Source organism: Paenalcaligenes hominis (assembly GCF_011927625.1).
In the GTDB taxonomy this organism is placed as follows: Bacteria; Pseudomonadota; Gammaproteobacteria; order Burkholderiales; family Burkholderiaceae_B; genus Paenalcaligenes; species Paenalcaligenes hominis.
The window spans coordinates 380,638-396,429 of the sequence record NZ_JAATIZ010000003.1; the positions used below are offsets into that span (position 1 = coordinate 380,638).

Genomic DNA, 15,792 nt, shown 5'->3' on the forward strand with positions numbered 1-15,792 from the left:
ATAAAAGCGTAAATAATGATACAGTTTATGTTGCTGCCCTTTTTGGCTTTTTTTGGCTCATTTTTTCATGTCTACCGCATCTCAGCCTGCTTTAGCTCAGGTTTTATTGGCCTCTGCTCGTCATATTCACGAGGTTCTTACCGGCTCGTCATTAACAGACTGTTTGGCACGCACACCCTCGACTGTGCGCGCTGCCGCCCAAGCCCATAGTTTTTATACGCTGCGCCATTTGGGTTTGGCCCAAGAGCTACGTCGTTTATTGGTGCCGCGTCAGCCTAAAGACCCCATCGCAGACGCCTTATTGATGCAAGCCTTGTTGCTCGTCGATGTGGCGGTGCGTTTTCAGGCCGACCGCGAGGCGTTTATTGATCGCCCTGAAACCCCTATTTATTCAGTGCATACGGTGGTCGATCAAGCCGTAGAGGCCGCGCAATCACAGCGTCAGTTGCGCCCCTTTAAAAACCTATTAAACGCTGTACTGCGTCGCTTTATCCGCGAGCGCGAGACCTTGCTTGAGCAAGCATTAAAAGCCCCGGTGGCTCGTTGGAATCATCCTACGTGGTGGGTTCAGCGGTTAAAAAAGGCGTATCCCTCCGACTGGCAGCGTATTTTGGAAACAGCAGCCATTCCCGCGCCCTTAACCTTACGTGTGAATCAACGTCGGTGTTCCGTGGCACGTTTACTGGCTTTATTAGAACAAGCGCAGATTTCGGCTTGGTCCCCGGGTCATGAGACCGTTATTCTTGAACAAGCCCGACCTGTGCAGCACATTCCTGCTTTTGATTTGGGGTGGTGGTCTGTCCAAGACAGTTCAGCACAAATAGCCGGACGCTTATTGCCTGTGACAGATGGGATGCGGGTGTTAGACGCGTGCGCTGCGCCTGGGGGTAAAACTGCCCATCTGCTCGAGCGTGCTGATATTCATTTAGTGGCTTTAGATGTAGACGCTAAACGACTCGAACGCGTCAGTGAAAATATCCAGCGTTTGGGTCTAGATGGTGACCATGTGCACCTTCGTGCGGCACCGGCCCAAGACCTTGATACGTGGTGGGATGGCGTACCGTTTGACGCCATTTTAGCTGATGTGCCATGTACGGCAGCTGGGATTGTACGCCGTCATCCCGACATTCGGTGGTTACGACGCGAGTCCGATATCCACGCTACGTCGGCGCTGCAACAGCAGATCCTTAAGGCATTGTGGGGCACGTTAAAGCCCGAGGGCCATTTGCTGTATGTGACGTGCTCGATTTTCCCCGAAGAAGGTCAACAGCAACTGGATCAATTTTTGACAGAGCATGCGGATGCAGTACTATTACCCGAGTCCCCCCTTCAAGTGTTGTCGTCTCTAGAGACACGTGACCACCCCGGGGGCGATGGGTTTTTCTACGCGCTGCTCCAAAAAAGTGCTCACTAAGGTAAACCAACAATGCGCGAATTACGTTTTTCTATACACGTGATAGTGGCTTGTTTTATCGTTTTGATGACAGGGTTCACGGTAGCAAATGCGGATGACACAACCCAGCTTGGTGGGGCCGAGCAGGTCATTGTGGTCGAGCCGTATATCGAGGACGGCAAGCTATATATTAATGCTGATATCGATTTTGAACTTTCAGACGACTTACGTCAGGCCGCTTTAAAAGGGGTGCCTTTACACTTTACTGCCGATGTGGAAATTAATCGGGCACGTTGGTGGTGGTTTGATAAGACGGAAATTAAAGAAAGCCAAACTTGGCGTGTGGTGTATAACGCCTTAACGCGCCAATGGCGTGTGGGGGCTGGCGATTTGCTTTGGCCCGAGTCGTCTTTAAAAGATGCGCTGTATCCTATGCAACATATTCGGCAATGGCCGGTGGCTTATGCCATTGATTTAGATCCTACTAAAACATACGAGGGGCGCTTGCGTTTGCGCCTAGATACTTCTCTTTTAACCCGTCCGCTTCAGGTTGATGCTTTGAATGGGCGCTCGTGGTCCTTAGCAACCCCATGGAAAAATTTCAGTTTCTCCGTCGACGCGCTCCAGCCGTAGTACGCTGGTCGCTGCGCTTCGCTTTAGTTGTTGCCGTTGTCAGTGCCATTGCTTTGTTGGGCATGCTGGTTTGGTCCACGGTGAATGCGTCCCGTTTTGCGCAGTATTACGAGGTGTTGTTGGGGTTAAATATCGTCTTAGCGCTGGCGCTCATCTTTTGGGTGTTGATCCTAACGGTACGCCTCTGGCGTCAAATACGCCGTCGCCAGTTCGGGGCAAAAATGACGGCGCGCTTTGCCTGGTATTTCACCTTGATTGGTATTATTCCTGGGGCGTTAATTTACGTTTTATCCGTTCATTTTTTATCTAAATCCATCGAATCCTGGTTTAATGTGCGTGTGGATTCAGCCCTAGAGTCTGGGCTAAATTTAGGTCGAGCCGCCCTAGACCAGCAATTAGATGAAGTCAAAAAACAAGCCAATCAACTGGTGGCAGGCTTAGATGAATCACCCAATGGCAGTGCAATGGTATTGAGCACCCTGCGTCAAAATTATGACCTGAACGAGGTCATGGTATTTACCTCTGGTGGGCGCTTGTTGGCCTTTTCCAGTTCGGATTACGCGTTGCTGCTGCCCGATTTACCGCCGCCTCAAGTTATTAATCAATTACGGGTAGGGCATGAGTACGCGGCGGTCGAGGTCGATGAAGCCAGCCCTGATGAAATGGGTCTACGCTTGCGTGTTATTTTGCCGCTGATCTCTAATGAAAGTAGTTTAACGCAATACGGGGTGAACCCAGACAAACGCTGGTTGCAGGTAATTCAGCCTGTGCCAGAAAAATTAGCGCGTCATGCCAATTTAATTCAACAAGGCTACAACGACTACCAAGAGCTCGGCCTGTCTCGCGTGGGCTTACGCAAGCTCTATAGCCTGACTTTGACCTTGGCCTTGGTGTTGGCGGTGTTTGCAGCGGTAGTGACTGCTTTTGCGTTGTCGCGCCGCCTGGTACGCCCCTTGCTGACTTTGGCAGGGGGCACCCAAGCTGTTGGGGTGGGGGACTACCGCCCCTTGCCGGAAATGGCGTCTTCCGCCGACGAGGTAGGGCAATTGACGCGTTCTTTTAACGCCATGACGCGCCAGCTCGAAGAGGCGCGGCGCATGGTGGAAAATAACAAGCGCCAGCTGGAGCGCTCCAATGTGTATTTGGAGTCGGTGCTAAGCCATCTTTCGACTGGAGTGTTGGTGTTTGATGAGAACTTTAGCCTAACTCGCTTTAACGAAGGCGCACAGCGTATTTTGCAAATTGATTTGCTCGATCTGATGGGGCACCGTCTTGATGAGTTTGAGCCAATTCAAGCATTTGCCACCCACATTCGGAATGCATTTGCATCCCATGTGGCGGTCGAGTCTGAGCGTGAACATTGGCAGCAGCAGTTTGAAATCGAGCTACGCACGGCCTACGATGTAGAGCCCACTATTATTACACTGTTAGCACGAGGTACAGCTTTGGTAGTGGATGGGCAACGCAATGGCTATTTGGTAGTATTTGATGACATTAGTGATGTGATTTCTGTGAATCGCTTAGCCGCATGGGGCGAAGTGGCTCGTCGTTTGGCTCATGAAATAAAAAATCCTTTAACGCCCATTCAGCTTTCGGCTGAACGTCTCGCTTTAAAATTAGTCGATAAGCTAGATGAAAAAGATGCGGCAATGCTAACCCGAGCTACCAACACCATTGTGAACCAAGTGGCCTCGCTTAAACAGATGGTCGAGGACTTCCGCGAATACGCTCGTACTCCACCAGCTCAAATGCAGCCTATTGATTTAAATGCATTAATTTCTGAAATAGCCAGTTTGTATGGCTGGGACCCGGTCACACAAACTAGCGTTGACCCGCAACGTATTCCTTTGCAGATTAGCTTGTACGAGGGCTTGCCCTTGCTCGAAGGCGATCCAACGCAACTACGCCAAATCATCCATAATTTGCTTAGTAACGCTACAGATGCACTGGAACACGATAAATCGCAAGAAAATCCCTGTATAGTAGTGCGTACTAGCCTTGCCCACGTAGATAACAATCAATCTCAACCCGCAGTACGATTAGTGATGACCGACAATGGCCCTGGTTTTGACGATGCGATTTTGGCTCGGGTGTTCGAACCTTACATTACCACCAAATCCACGGGCACCGGCCTAGGGCTTGCTATAGTAAAGAAAATTATTGAAGAACATGGCGGTAAAATAGATTTAGCGAATCGCCAAGAAGGCGGCGCACGAATTTCAATGTTATTTATGCGCCTAGCCAATACGACGCAAACATTGCATAATAAATCCGACGGCAATCATAATGCCTAAAAAGAACGTTAGGGACGGTTTATGGCCAGAATTCTGGTAGTTGATGACGAAATCGGTATCCGTGAACTCTTATCGGAAATCTTATACGACGAGGGTCACTCCGTAGAGGTGGCAGAAAACGCAGCTCAAGCACGAGAAGCGCGTTTACGGGCTCGCCCAGATTTAGTGTTACTTGATATCTGGATGCCCGACACCGACGGAGTCAGCTTACTCAAAGAGTGGGCAGCCCGCGGCTTATTAGATATGCCGGTAATTATGATGAGTGGTCATGCCACTGTCGATACCGCCATGGAAGCCACCCGTATTGGGGCGGTGGACTTCTTGGAAAAACCCATTGCAATGCAAAAGCTACTCGAGGCCGTGGCTTCGGGGCTAGAGCGCACTGTGGTGGTTCCCAAAAATGTGGTGCAAAACGCCGCTCGCACTAGCGCCACGACACCCGCCATGGCTCAGGCTGCACCCGCTCAGCCTCAAGATGAGTCCTATCTGGGTTCCATTTCGCTCGATTTACCGTTACGCGAAGCCCGTGATGAATTCGAACGCATTTATTTTGAATACCATTTGGCCCGCGAAAACTACAGCATGACCCGAGTTTCTGAACGCACTGGTCTCGAGCGCACGCATTTATATCGCAAACTAAAACAACTGGGTATAGACGCGTCGGCACGACGCCGTCAGCAGTCGTCTTAGGGTTTGCGTTTAATACTGCTAAGCGGTATGCGCACTTCGTTGCCATGCTGCTGGGCAGTGGTTCGCCATGCATGGCCATAGGCGACTTCGACGGTTAAATGGATTTTGCCATCCATTTGCCGCTGGCTTTCTAGTGCTTGAATCAAGCGTTGCAGTGCCGCCCGTGTCACAGGGCGCCGTTGGGGGTGGGGGTTGCCCCCCAGATGGTACACGTCTTTAAGCAATTTCTGCGCAGACCCATACGTTAGGGTCAGGGTTTCTTGGTCCATGACTGGGTCAGTAAAACCGTGCTGCAACAGCATATCGCCATAATCATGCATATCCACAAAATCAAGCAGGGCCGTGTTTAGCTCGGCCTGAGCCACTGCCTGTCTAAGCTCAATAAAACTGGCGGGCCCAAAGGTAGAAAACATCAATAAGCGTTCCGGACGTAAAAGTCGGCGCCATTCATTGATGACCTGTTCTGGGTCGGGGTGCCAGTGCAAAGCCAAATTAGACCAAATTAAATCAAAGGAAGCCGGGGCTAGGTGGGTTTGAGCCAGGTCGGCTTCTACGAATACAGGGGCATTGGACTCTTTTTTTCGGAGCCGCTGCCATAAACTAGGGCTTTGGCCATGGCGCTGCGTTGCCGTGGCTAATAAGGCTGGGCTGTGATCCACCCCTATGTATTTCATATCCACGTATTTCGCCCGTAATGGGTCTATAGCATGACCTGCGCCACACCCTGCATCTAAAATGTCAGTGGGTTGTAATGTCATGTAGCTAAGCCGTGACAGCATACGTTGGGCAACTTCGCCGTATAAAAACTGCGCGGCATCGAGCGGCGCACGTCGGTTGAATTGCAGTTGAACGTGACGGGCATTGATAGGGCGAGACGGGGTCATGAAAAGCAGTACCTAGGAAAATTTACAGCCAGTATGTCTGTCTATTATGGCTGATTTCCCTATAGGAGGCGACTGCATGCTGCGCATGACCTACACCCACACGTTGCGTTTACTGTGTCAAACCCGCTGTTTGCTTTGCACTTTACCGTTAGGCGGATCCGGCCACGGGCTTAGGCGACCGCGTAGTTTGTGTGCAGATTGCCGCACGGATTGGCTAGGCGGTCACAAAGCCGTGCGCTGGCGCTGCCAACGGTGTAAAGTAGCGGTTTTGGGCGAAGGTGTGCCATTGCAGTTAGACTGCACGGCGTGTCGAGATCGGCCTTTAGCGCTCACGCATTTAGCCGTGGCTTTTGATTATGCTGCCCCCGTTGACAGTCTGGTGTGGCGATTAAAAAGTTTACGGCAGTTTCGTCTTGCCCCTTTTTTGGCCGAGCTCATGCTAGAAATAGTTAGGGCTGAAGCCTGGGCTTTGCCTGCCGATACCTGGGTGGCGGCGATTCCATCGCGGCGCCAAGCGCTGTGCAAACGAGGGTTTAATCCCGCGGCCGAGCTAGCGCGCTATGTGGCCTTAGGCCTAGGGCTGCGTTGGTGTCCTACTGTTATGGCATTGGCGCAGGCGGAACAGGTTCAGGCGCAAAAACACCGTACCCAACTTCAGCGTTGGCAGTATGCCCAACGTGCTTTTCAGTGGTGCTCTACGACCACACCTAAGACTTTGCTTGTCGTTGATGATGTGTTGACCACCGGTAGCACGTTGCATGGGGCAGCCTTATGCGCACAGGCGCAGGGCGTACGCCAAGTCTATGGTTTGGCCTTGGCACGAACCCCGTGGCTTAACAACTAAAAATCATGTTTCATATCGTTCTGGTTTCACCCGAAATTCCTCCCAATACGGGCAATATCATCCGTCTTGCTGCGAACACTGGCGCTCATTTGCATTTAGTCGAGCCGCTTGGTTTCAGGCTAGAGGACAGCAAACTAAAACGCGCTGGGCTCGACTATCACGAGTGGGCACACATGCAAATCCACCCCGACTTAGCTACAGCGTTAGCGCAAATTGGTGCCGCGCCAGAGCGGTGCTTTGCGATGACCACCAAAGGGTCCAGCTTAATTGGCCATCATTCCTTTTTGCCGGGTGACGTGTTTGTGTTTGGTTGTGAAACCGCCGGATTAAAGCCAGAGCAGGTAGCGCTGTTTGATGTAGGTCAACGATTGCGTCTGCCAATGATGCCAGGGCAGCGCAGCCTGAACTTGTCGAATGCAGTGGCTGTGACCGTGTTCGAGGCATGGCGCCAAAGTGACTACGCAGGCGGCGGTTAAGCCTTATCACCATGCTTTGCAAGGCGCTATTTTTTGGTGTGCGCAAGCCCATTATGACCCAATAACGCAAAGCGCTATGAAAACGCATAACTGTTAGTACATTTATAGAGTTTTTCCTTTAGTTTTTTTTGCAGACAATGAAGCCATCTATCTATATCACTGCAATTCTGTAGCGGAGGAAAACATGCGTACGCAAGTCGCTATTATTGGAGCCGGTCCGTCTGGCTTGTTGCTTGGTCAAATTTTGTCCAGAAATGGTATCGACAACATTATTTTAGAGCGTCAAACAGGCGAGTACGTATTAGGTCGTATTCGCGCTGGCGTGCTTGAGAGCGTCACTATTGATGGCTTAAAGCGTGCTGGTGTGACCGAGAACCTAGAAAAGCACGGTTTGATTCATGACGGGTGCGAACTGGTGTTCAACGATGTGTCTTACCGCGTGGACTTTGAGAAACAGGTCGGCCGCCATGTTGTGGTGTATGGACAAACCGAAGTCACCCGCGACCTAATGGCCGCACGTGAAGCCATTGGGGCCACCACCATTTATGAAGCCAAAGACGTAGCTTTGCACGATGTAGACACAGCGAAGCCATATGTCACTTACACCAAAGATGGCCAAGAGCACCGTCTAGACTGCGATTACGTGGCCGGCTGTGATGGCTTCCACGGCGTTTCACGCAAAACCATCCCTGCTGATATTTTAAAAACCTACGAGCGTGTGTATCCATTTGGTTGGTTAGGCTTGATGGCTGATACACCACCTGTGTCTGATGAGTTGATTTATCTAAAACACGAGCGTGGTTTTGTGCTGTGTAGCCAGCGCTCTAAAACACGCAGTCGCTATTACTTGCAGGTACCGCTGACCGACAAAGTAGAAGACTGGAGCGATGAGCGTTTCTGGGACGAGTTGCGCACTCGTCTTGGGCCAGAGCGTTCGGCTAACCTCGTCACAGGGCCAAGCATCGAAAAAAGCATTGCCCCATTACGCAGTTTTGTGGCCGAGCCCATGCGCTACCATAACTTGTTCCTAGCAGGAGATGCTGCGCACATCGTGCCACCAACGGGTGCTAAAGGGCTTAACTTAGCCGCTAGCGACGTCTTGTACTTATCCGATGCATTAATCGATTTCTATAAAAATAACGATACTACCGGTATCGAGGGCTACTCTGAGCGCTGTTTAAAACGTATTTGGGGCGCTGAGCGGTTCTCTTGGTATATGACCAATATGCTGCACACTTTCCCTGACCACGATGCTTGGGACAAAAAAATGCAAAAAGCCGAGTTCATGCAGTTATTAAACTCGGAAAATGGGGCGCGCTTATTAGCTGAGAATTATGTAGGGTTACCTTACTAATTTAGCGCTAGTTCGACTCATAATAAGGGCAGGGAGCTCGGTCAGTTGGCTTGGCTCCCTCTTACTCTATTAGACTCCTACACGGAGCATAGACTTTGCTCTTGTTGCTAAGGCCGTAAAAACAGGTCGCAGCAAGGGCTAGGCAAGACACCATAGTATGCTCAAGACACGTATTATGGCTTTGAGGTGGTCAATAGCGGGCTAGCCATAGCTAGCCCATTTATTATTGATGTTGGGTGATGAACTCAAAGTAAACGGGAGATAAACTGTGAACACAGTAAAGTTACTCATTGATGGTCAAATGCGTGATGCCGTCGATCAAAAGACATTTACGCGTATGAACCCCATTACCGGCGAGGTAGCCACCGTGGCGGCAGCGGCACAGCCCGCCGATGTCCAAGCTGCCATCGAGTCGGCAGAAAAAGCCTTTCCTATTTGGTCTAAATTAGGGCCTACAGAGCGTCGCAAACGTTTACTTAAAGCGGCAGACCTTATGGATCAGCGCGCCCAAGAGTTTGTGCTGACCGCGCGTCAGGAAACGGGGTCCACCAACTCGTGGTATGGCTTTAACGTGCACCTGTCAGCAAATATTCTGCGCGAAGCCGCTGCGATGACCACTCAAATTGATGGTTCGATTATTCCATCTGATTTACCCGGCAGCTTGTCCATGGGCTTTCGTGTTCCATGTGGCGTGATCTTAAGTATTGCACCGTGGAACGCCCCAGTTATCTTAGCCACCCGTGCTATTGCTATGCCATTGGCTTGCGGCAATACTGTGATTCTTAAAGCCTCCGAGCTGTGTCCTGCTACCCAGACCCTAATTGGCGAGGTGTTAAATGATGCAGGCATTGGCGCTGGGGTCGTTAATGTGATTACCAATGCCCCCGAAGACGCCCCCGCTGTAGTCGAGCAATTGATTGCGCACCCAGCGGTCAAACGCGTCAATTTCACCGGCTCCACCAAAGTCGGTCGAATCATTGCCGGAACGGCCGCTAAATACTTAAAACCGGTATTGCTTGAGCTAGGTGGAAAAGCACCTGTGATTGTGTGCGAGGATGCCGATTTAGATCAAGCTGTCGAAGGGGTCGCTTTTGGTGCCTTCTTTAACCAGGGGCAGATTTGTATGTCCACAGAGCGTCTTTTGGTGCATCAGAACATTGCCGATGCATTCCTAGAAAAGCTTGTGGCCAAAATTCAGCGCATTAAAGTGGGCTCGCCAGACCTCGAGGACACAACCTTTGCTTACCTAGAAAGCCCACAGTCTGTACAACGCATTACTGCTCTGGTCGAAGACGCGGTGTCTAAGGGGGCTACGTTGCCGGTACCATTACAAACGGACGGTGCGCTCATGCACCCGCTGATTGTGAATGGTATTACCCCCGACATGAAGCTGTACGCCGAGGAATCCTTTGGCCCAGTAGCGACCATGACCACCTTTGCCTCTGACGAGGAAGCGATACGCTTAGCCAATGACACGGTGTACGGCTTGTCTGCGGCCGTTTTCACCCAAAATATCAATAAAGGCCTAGAGTTAGCCAAGCAAATTGACAGTGGTATTTGTCATATTAACGGGCCCACCGTCCATGATGAGGCCCAAGCCCCATTTGGTGGCTCTAAAGACAGTGGCTATGGCCGTTTTGGTAGCAAGTCTGCCATCAATGAGTTCACTGAAATGCGTTGGGTAACTATCCAAACTACCCCACGCCAGTACCCCATCTAAGCGCTGGTGTTACCCCACGACACCCGTGGGGTAATTTTTAGAAAAGTGTTGGTCGCATAGCTGAATCAATATATCGACCAGCTTGCGTTGCAGTTTGGTTTGTAGACGTTTGGATGAATACGCCAAGTATAACCGGTTCACTAAACAAGGGTTTTCAATAGGCACAGCCCTTAATAAACTGCGGTCAGGGATAAAATCTAAGACTGAGCGCGATAAAATAGCCGCCCCCATTCCTACCCCTAAAAGCTGCGTAATCACCCCCACACTGTTAATTTCCAACTCGATTTGGGGTTTTAAATCCAGTTTGAGCATTTCCTGCTCTAGCAACGAGCGAAACGTATTGGAGTCGCTGGGCATAATCAGCGGAATATCAGCCAGCTCTCGTAACGAAATCGACTCACGACCTTGGATATACGGACTGTGTTTATCGCAAATTAAATACAGGGCCTCTTTGGCGAGTAAACGCGTTTCTAGGTTTTCTGTTGAAGTCGGGTTGTAGAGTAAGCCAATATTTAAACGACCTAGGTGCAGCCCTTCTTCGATATTAAACGTGAGTGCCTCGGTAAGAGTAAGCCGCGCATCGGGGAAGTCGCGTTTAAAAATACGCACTAAGTCCAAGGAAATAGTACGAGCCACGGTGGGCGGCAGACCTAAATTAATATGACCGGTGAGTTTGCCTTCAGATAGGCTTAGGTCTTCTTGGGCTTGGTCCAGTTGTTGCAAGATAATGCGGCTGTGCGCTAAGAGCGTGCGACCAGCATCGGTAAGCACCACGCCGCGGCCATGACGAATAAGCAGGTTTTGGTGCAGCTCTGTTTCGAGTTTACGAATCTGACGGCTTAGCACAGGTTGGGCGACATGCGTGACCTCGGCGGCTCGCGTATAGCTACCCAACTCTGCGACTTGAGTAAAGTATTTAAGCTGTTTGAGATCCATGGTGTAGTCCTGTAGTGGCTTTAAGCCGTTATGCTGATTTGACATAGCTAATAGATGGATTTGGTGCTTTTATCTTTTAGATTGCTTACTACAATAGCTAAATAAACAATAAGTTAGACTAAAAGACAACGGGTTGCGTGTCTTAGGGTCAGTACACGACGGAGTAATCTATGGCTAGTCAAACAGGCATTCCTTGTATTGTGATGCGAGGCGGAACGTCTAAAGGGCCGTTCTTTTATGCAAAGGATTTACCCCAAGACACCCACACTCGAGATCAAGTGCTGCTTTCTATTTTGGGGTCGCCGCATCGACGTCAAATTGATGGCATTGGGGGCGCGCATGCATTGACTAGCAAAGTAGGCATTGTCGACATTTGTGAAACGGGCGAGGCCGATCTGACCTTTTTGTTTGCGCAGTTGCAGCCAGAAAAGGACACGGTAGATACCACACCAAACTGCGGCAATATGTTGGCCGCCGTGGTGCCTTTTGCCCTAGAAAAAGGCTTGATTACTCCCCAAGGAGATACTACCACAGTCAAAGTCTTAACTCTAAATACCAACATGGTCAGCGAGATCGAGGTACAAACCCCCAACGGTGAAATCACTTACGAGGGTGACGCAACGATTAACGGCGCACCGGGCAGTAGTGCGCCCATTACCATTAACTTTTTAGATGTGGCTGGCTCGGTATGTGGTGCGTTGTTGCCTACCGGCAATGTGGTGGACGAGTTCACCATTGATGGGTTTGGTACGCTGCAGGCAACGTGCATTGACAACGGTATGCCCATGATTCTAGTGCGCGCCGAAGACGTGCATCGTACTGCCTACGAGTCCGTCGACGAGCTGAACCAAGACACCGAGCTCAAAGACCTGGTTGAAAAGCTGCGCCTAGAGGCCTCAAAAAAGATGGGCTTGGGCGATGTCAGCGCTAAAAATTTCCCCAAAATGTGTTTGTTGAATCGGCCTGTGCATGGCGGCGCTATTCATACCCGTTGTTATATTCCTCATGTGTGTCATGAGTCCATCGGGGTATTGGCTGCGGTGACAGTCGCCACTGCCTGTGTGTTGCCGGGTACCGTGGCCGATGGTCTCACCCAAAAAGGCTCAGGCTTAAAACAAACCCTTTCTATCGAACACCCTAGCGGCGAATTCTCGGTGGCGCTAGAGCTCAACCCGGAAAACCCAACCGAGGTGGTTAAATCCGCTTTATTGCGTACCGCTCGAGCGTTGATGGCGGGCGAGGCCTACGTGCCCAGCGCCATTCTTAAGTAGCCATTACCTCATTACTTTTAGTCCTCGACCGCCATCTTTGGCCATCGAGGCGTTATTTAGTGCCAGAATGTCAGGAACCCTGATGTGCTAAGGGTTTGTATGCCATTTTGGCATAGCTCATATATAGCAAATCGACTGTTTTAAACAAAAAGCGATAGCGATAATAGTTGAAATGCGTCAATGTCATTACAGTAACTACAAGGGAATAGGCATGAGTTTAATTATCGATTGTCACGGCCATTACACCACAGCTCCCCAAGCGCTAGAAGACTGGCGAAACAAGCAAATTGCAGCCTTTGATGGCAAAGGCCCCAAGCCCAGTGCTTCGGATTTAGCCATCAGTGACGATGAAATTCGTGAGTCTATAGAAAACAATCAATTGCGTTTAATGAACGAGCGCGGCATTGATTTAACTTTATTCTCACCCCGAGCCAGCTTTATGGCCCATCATATTGGTGATTTCGAAGTCTCTGCCGCCTGGACCGCCATTTGTAATGAGATGTGCTATCGCGTTTCTCAGTTGTTCCCAGACCGCTTTGTACCCGTCGCTATGTTGCCACAGTCGCCGGGTGTGGCCATTGAAACGTGTATTCCCGAGCTAGAGCGTTGCGTGAATGAGTTTGGCAACGTAGGTGTAAACCTAAATCCTGACCCCTCTGGTGGTCATTGGACTTCGCCCCCATTAACCGATCGTTATTGGTATCCCCTATACGAAAAACTGGTCGAGTACGACTTACCGGCGATGGTACACGTTAGCACCAGCTGCAAAGAGTGTTTCCACACCACGGGCGATCATTACTTAAACGCTGACACCACTGCTTTTATGCAGTTGCTAAAGGGCGATTTGTTTAAGGATTTCCCCGAGCTACGTTTGATTGTGCCACATGGTGGCGGTGCTGCCCCTTACCACTGGGGACGTTTCCGTGGCTTGGCCATGATGTTGAAAAAGCCCGAGCTAGAGCAGCATTTATTAAACAACATCTTCTTTGACACATGCGTGTATCATCAGCCTGGTATTGATTTGCTATTAGATGTGATTCCGCATGACAACGTGCTGTTTGCGTCAGAGATGATTGGTGCGGTACGTACTATCGACCCCACCACAGGGTTTTATTTTGACGACACCAAGCGCTATATCGAAGCCAGTGCTTTGTCTGCGCAGCAACGTCACAACGTATACGAGGGCAATGCCCGTCGCGTATTCCCACGTTTAGATCAGCAACTCAAACAACAAGGACGCTAGGCATGACGCAGTTAAACGAGCTAGGTATAGTAAAACAATCCATCGAACGCGCTGATGCCGATGCGGTGGCACGCTTGTCTAAATTTGGTGTGGCAACCATCCACGAGGCCATGGGTCGCGTAGGCTTAATGAAGCCCTACATGCGTCCTATTTACTCGGGTGCTAAAATGTGTGGTACTGCTGTGACGGTCTTATTGCAACCCGGCGATAACTGGATGATGCATGTGGTGGCCGAACAGCTACAGCCCGGCGATGTGGTTATTGCAGCGTGCACCAGCGAGTGCACAGACGGTTTTTTTGGCGACCTTCTTGCGACCTCTTTCATGGCGCGTGGTGCCAAAGGTCTGATTATTGATGGCGGTGTGCGCGACGTAGAAGACCTCCAGAAAATGGGTTTCCCTGTTTTTAGCAAAGCCATTTCAGCTAAAGGTACGATTAAAGCTACCCTAGGCTCAGTCAATATTCCTGTTGTATGTGCTGGTGCAGCCGTCACACCGGGCGATGTGGTGATTGCCGATGCAGATGGTGTGGTGGTGGTGCCCAAAGCCGTGGCGGCATTGGTAGCCGATGCGGCCCAAAAGCGCGAAGACAACGAAGGTGAAAAACGTCAAAAACTGGCCGATGGCGTATTGGGTTTAGACATGTATAACATGCGTGAACCCTTAGCTAAAGCCGGCTTGAAATACATCGACTAAAATAAAAAACAGGTAGGTGCAACATGGAATTTGAAGTGACTCCAGGCTGGTTGGCGTTTTACCCTAACCCTAGCAAACCAAAATTTGTCATGCCAGCCGGTGCAGTGGATGCTCACTGTCATGTGTTTGGCCCAGGGGCGCAGTTTCCTTATGCGCCCGAACGTAAATACACCCCGTGTGATGCCAGCAAAGAGCAATTATTTGCCTTGCGTGATCACCTAGGTTTTAGTCGAAATGTCATAGTACAAGCGACTTGTCATGGTAAAGACAACCGCGCATTGGTTGATGCGTTGTTGTCCTCCAATGGCATGGCGCGCGGAGTGGTTACGTTGTCCTCTGACGTGACCGAGGCCGAGCTACAACAGTTACACGAGGCCGGCGTGCGTGGCGTTCGGTTTAACTTTGTAAAACGCTTGGTCGATTTCACTCCCAAAGAGGAACTGCTAAAGGTCGCACAGAAAATTGCGCCTTTAGGGTGGCATGTGGTGGTGTACTTCGAGGCACAAGATTTACCTGAACTTTGGGATTTCTTCACCGAGCTCCCAACCACCGTGGTAGTGGATCACATGGGGCGTCCTGATGTATCCAAACCCGTAGACGGTGAAGAGTTCAATTTGTTTGTGCGCTTAATGCAAGAACACCCCAACATCTGGTCAAAGCTTTCATGCCCCGAGCGTTTAAGCAAAACAGGGCCAGCGGCATTAAATGGTGAGCAACATGCGTACCAAGACGTCGTGCCTTTTGCACGTCGTCTGATGCAAGAATTCCCGGATCGTGTGCTGTTCGGCACCGATTGGCCGCATCCTAACCTTAAAGACCATATGCCTGATGATGGACTATTGGTTGATTATGTCGTTCAGATCGCGCCAACTGCAGACGAGCAGCAGGCATTGCTGGTGGATAACCCCATGCGTCTGTATTGGCCCGAAGAATTACGTTCAGAATAAAGGAGAGCATAGTGGCACTGGATAAACCCTATAAAGACATTCCAGGAACGATTATTTTTGATGCCGAGCAATCGCGTAAAGGCTATCACTTAAATCAGTTCTGCATGTCTTTGATGAAAGCGGAAAACCGCGAGCGCTTTAAAGCGGATGAAGTGGCTTACTTAAACGAGTGGCCCATGACCCCTGAACAAAAGCAGGCGGTCTTAGATCGTGACCTAAACCGTTGTATGGAATTAGGTGGCAACATTTACTTTCTGGCCAAAATCGGTGCAACCGATGGCAAGTCGTTCCAGCAAATGGCTGGCAGCATGACCGGTATGACCGAAGAAGCTTACCGCGACATGATGGTCAATGGTGGCCGATCACCAGACGGTAATCGCTATTTACACGAACAAAGTGACAAAAAATAAGG

At 50.3% G+C, this 15,792-nt stretch carries 15 protein-coding genes; 13 read left to right on the forward strand and 2 right to left on the reverse strand.

The window, feature by feature from the left end:
• Positions 1 to 67: 67 nt before the first annotated feature.
• The 4 genes from rsmB (at position 68) to GGR41_RS08955 (ending at position 5,010) form a co-directional block, all read left to right on the forward strand.
• On the forward strand, positions 68 to 1,414 hold the full coding sequence (rsmB, locus tag GGR41_RS08940) for a 16S rRNA (cytosine(967)-C(5))-methyltransferase RsmB (protein WP_167661537.1): 1,347 nt from the start codon (positions 68 to 70) through the stop codon (positions 1,412 to 1,414).
• 66 nt (positions 1,415 to 1,480) lie between these two features.
• Complete coding sequence (locus GGR41_RS08945) at positions 1,481 to 2,026, forward strand: DUF4390 domain-containing protein (protein ID WP_167661701.1); 546 nt, start codon at positions 1,481 to 1,483, stop codon at positions 2,024 to 2,026.
• Positions 1,984 to 4,320, forward strand: a complete 2,337-nt coding sequence (locus GGR41_RS08950) for a sensor histidine kinase (RefSeq protein WP_167661538.1) — start codon at positions 1,984 to 1,986, stop codon at positions 4,318 to 4,320. Before GGR41_RS08945 ends, GGR41_RS08950 begins: the two co-directional genes overlap by 43 nt.
• Before the next feature lie 21 nt (positions 4,321 to 4,341).
• Positions 4,342 to 5,010: a response regulator gene (locus GGR41_RS08955; protein WP_167661539.1), complete on the forward strand. Its 669-nt coding sequence runs from the start codon at positions 4,342 to 4,344 to the stop codon at positions 5,008 to 5,010.
• Here GGR41_RS08955 and GGR41_RS08960 read toward each other — a convergent pair.
• Positions 5,007 to 5,894 (reverse strand): methyltransferase domain-containing protein, encoded by an 888-nt coding sequence (locus GGR41_RS08960; protein ID WP_167661540.1) that lies wholly within the window; start codon positions 5,892 to 5,894, stop codon positions 5,007 to 5,009. The two genes, GGR41_RS08955 and GGR41_RS08960, sit on opposite strands and share 4 nt — an antisense overlap.
• Before the next feature lie 46 nt (positions 5,895 to 5,940).
• On the opposite strand from GGR41_RS08960, the gene GGR41_RS08965 reads away from it, so the two are divergent.
• The 4 genes from GGR41_RS08965 to GGR41_RS08980 all read left to right on the forward strand — a co-directional run bounded on the left by GGR41_RS08965 (position 5,941) and on the right by GGR41_RS08980 (position 10,288).
• Positions 5,941 to 6,738 (forward strand): ComF family protein, encoded by a 798-nt coding sequence (locus GGR41_RS08965; protein WP_167661541.1) that lies wholly within the window; start codon positions 5,941 to 5,943, stop codon positions 6,736 to 6,738.
• Positions 6,739 to 6,743: 5 nt separating this feature from the next.
• Positions 6,744 to 7,214, forward strand: coding sequence for a tRNA (cytidine(34)-2'-O)-methyltransferase (locus tag GGR41_RS08970; RefSeq protein ID WP_077733953.1), 471 nt, complete (start codon positions 6,744 to 6,746; stop codon positions 7,212 to 7,214).
• Between the two features lie 184 nt (positions 7,215 to 7,398).
• Positions 7,399 to 8,568, forward strand: coding sequence for a 4-hydroxybenzoate 3-monooxygenase (gene pobA, locus GGR41_RS08975; RefSeq protein ID WP_167661542.1), 1,170 nt, complete (start codon positions 7,399 to 7,401; stop codon positions 8,566 to 8,568).
• Positions 8,569 to 8,836: 268 nt separating this feature from the next.
• The gene (locus GGR41_RS08980; RefSeq protein ID WP_167661543.1) at positions 8,837 to 10,288 is read left to right on the forward strand and encodes an aldehyde dehydrogenase; all 1,452 of its coding nucleotides are present in this window, start codon (positions 8,837 to 8,839) and stop codon (positions 10,286 to 10,288) included.
• A gap of 9 nt (positions 10,289 to 10,297) precedes the next feature.
• Here the strand turns inward: GGR41_RS08980 and GGR41_RS08985 are convergent, their stop codons facing one another.
• On the reverse strand, positions 10,298 to 11,269 hold the full coding sequence (locus tag GGR41_RS08985) for a LysR family transcriptional regulator (RefSeq protein WP_244951454.1): 972 nt from the start codon (positions 11,267 to 11,269) through the stop codon (positions 10,298 to 10,300).
• Between the two features lie 125 nt (positions 11,270 to 11,394).
• Between GGR41_RS08985 and GGR41_RS08990 the strand changes: the two genes are divergently transcribed.
• The 5 genes from GGR41_RS08990 to ligA all read left to right on the forward strand — a co-directional run bounded on the left by GGR41_RS08990 (position 11,395) and on the right by ligA (position 15,790).
• Positions 11,395 to 12,495 (forward strand): 4-oxalomesaconate tautomerase, encoded by a 1,101-nt coding sequence (locus GGR41_RS08990; RefSeq protein ID WP_167661544.1) that lies wholly within the window; start codon positions 11,395 to 11,397, stop codon positions 12,493 to 12,495.
• A gap of 211 nt (positions 12,496 to 12,706) precedes the next feature.
• Complete coding sequence (locus GGR41_RS08995; RefSeq protein ID WP_167661545.1) at positions 12,707 to 13,738, forward strand: amidohydrolase family protein; 1,032 nt, start codon at positions 12,707 to 12,709, stop codon at positions 13,736 to 13,738.
• 2 nt (positions 13,739 to 13,740) lie between these two features.
• Complete coding sequence (gene ligK / locus GGR41_RS09000; protein WP_167661546.1) at positions 13,741 to 14,433, forward strand: 4-carboxy-4-hydroxy-2-oxoadipate aldolase/oxaloacetate decarboxylase; 693 nt, start codon at positions 13,741 to 13,743, stop codon at positions 14,431 to 14,433.
• A gap of 23 nt (positions 14,434 to 14,456) precedes the next feature.
• The gene (locus GGR41_RS09005) at positions 14,457 to 15,380 is read left to right on the forward strand and encodes an amidohydrolase family protein (RefSeq protein ID WP_167661547.1); all 924 of its coding nucleotides are present in this window, start codon (positions 14,457 to 14,459) and stop codon (positions 15,378 to 15,380) included.
• Between the two features lie 11 nt (positions 15,381 to 15,391).
• Positions 15,392 to 15,790 carry a protocatechuate 4,5-dioxygenase subunit alpha gene (ligA, locus tag GGR41_RS09010; RefSeq protein WP_077733948.1) on the forward strand — a complete coding sequence of 133 codons (399 nt, stop codon included), beginning with the start codon at positions 15,392 to 15,394 and terminating at the stop codon, positions 15,788 to 15,790.
• Positions 15,791 to 15,792: the final 2 nt, after the last annotated feature.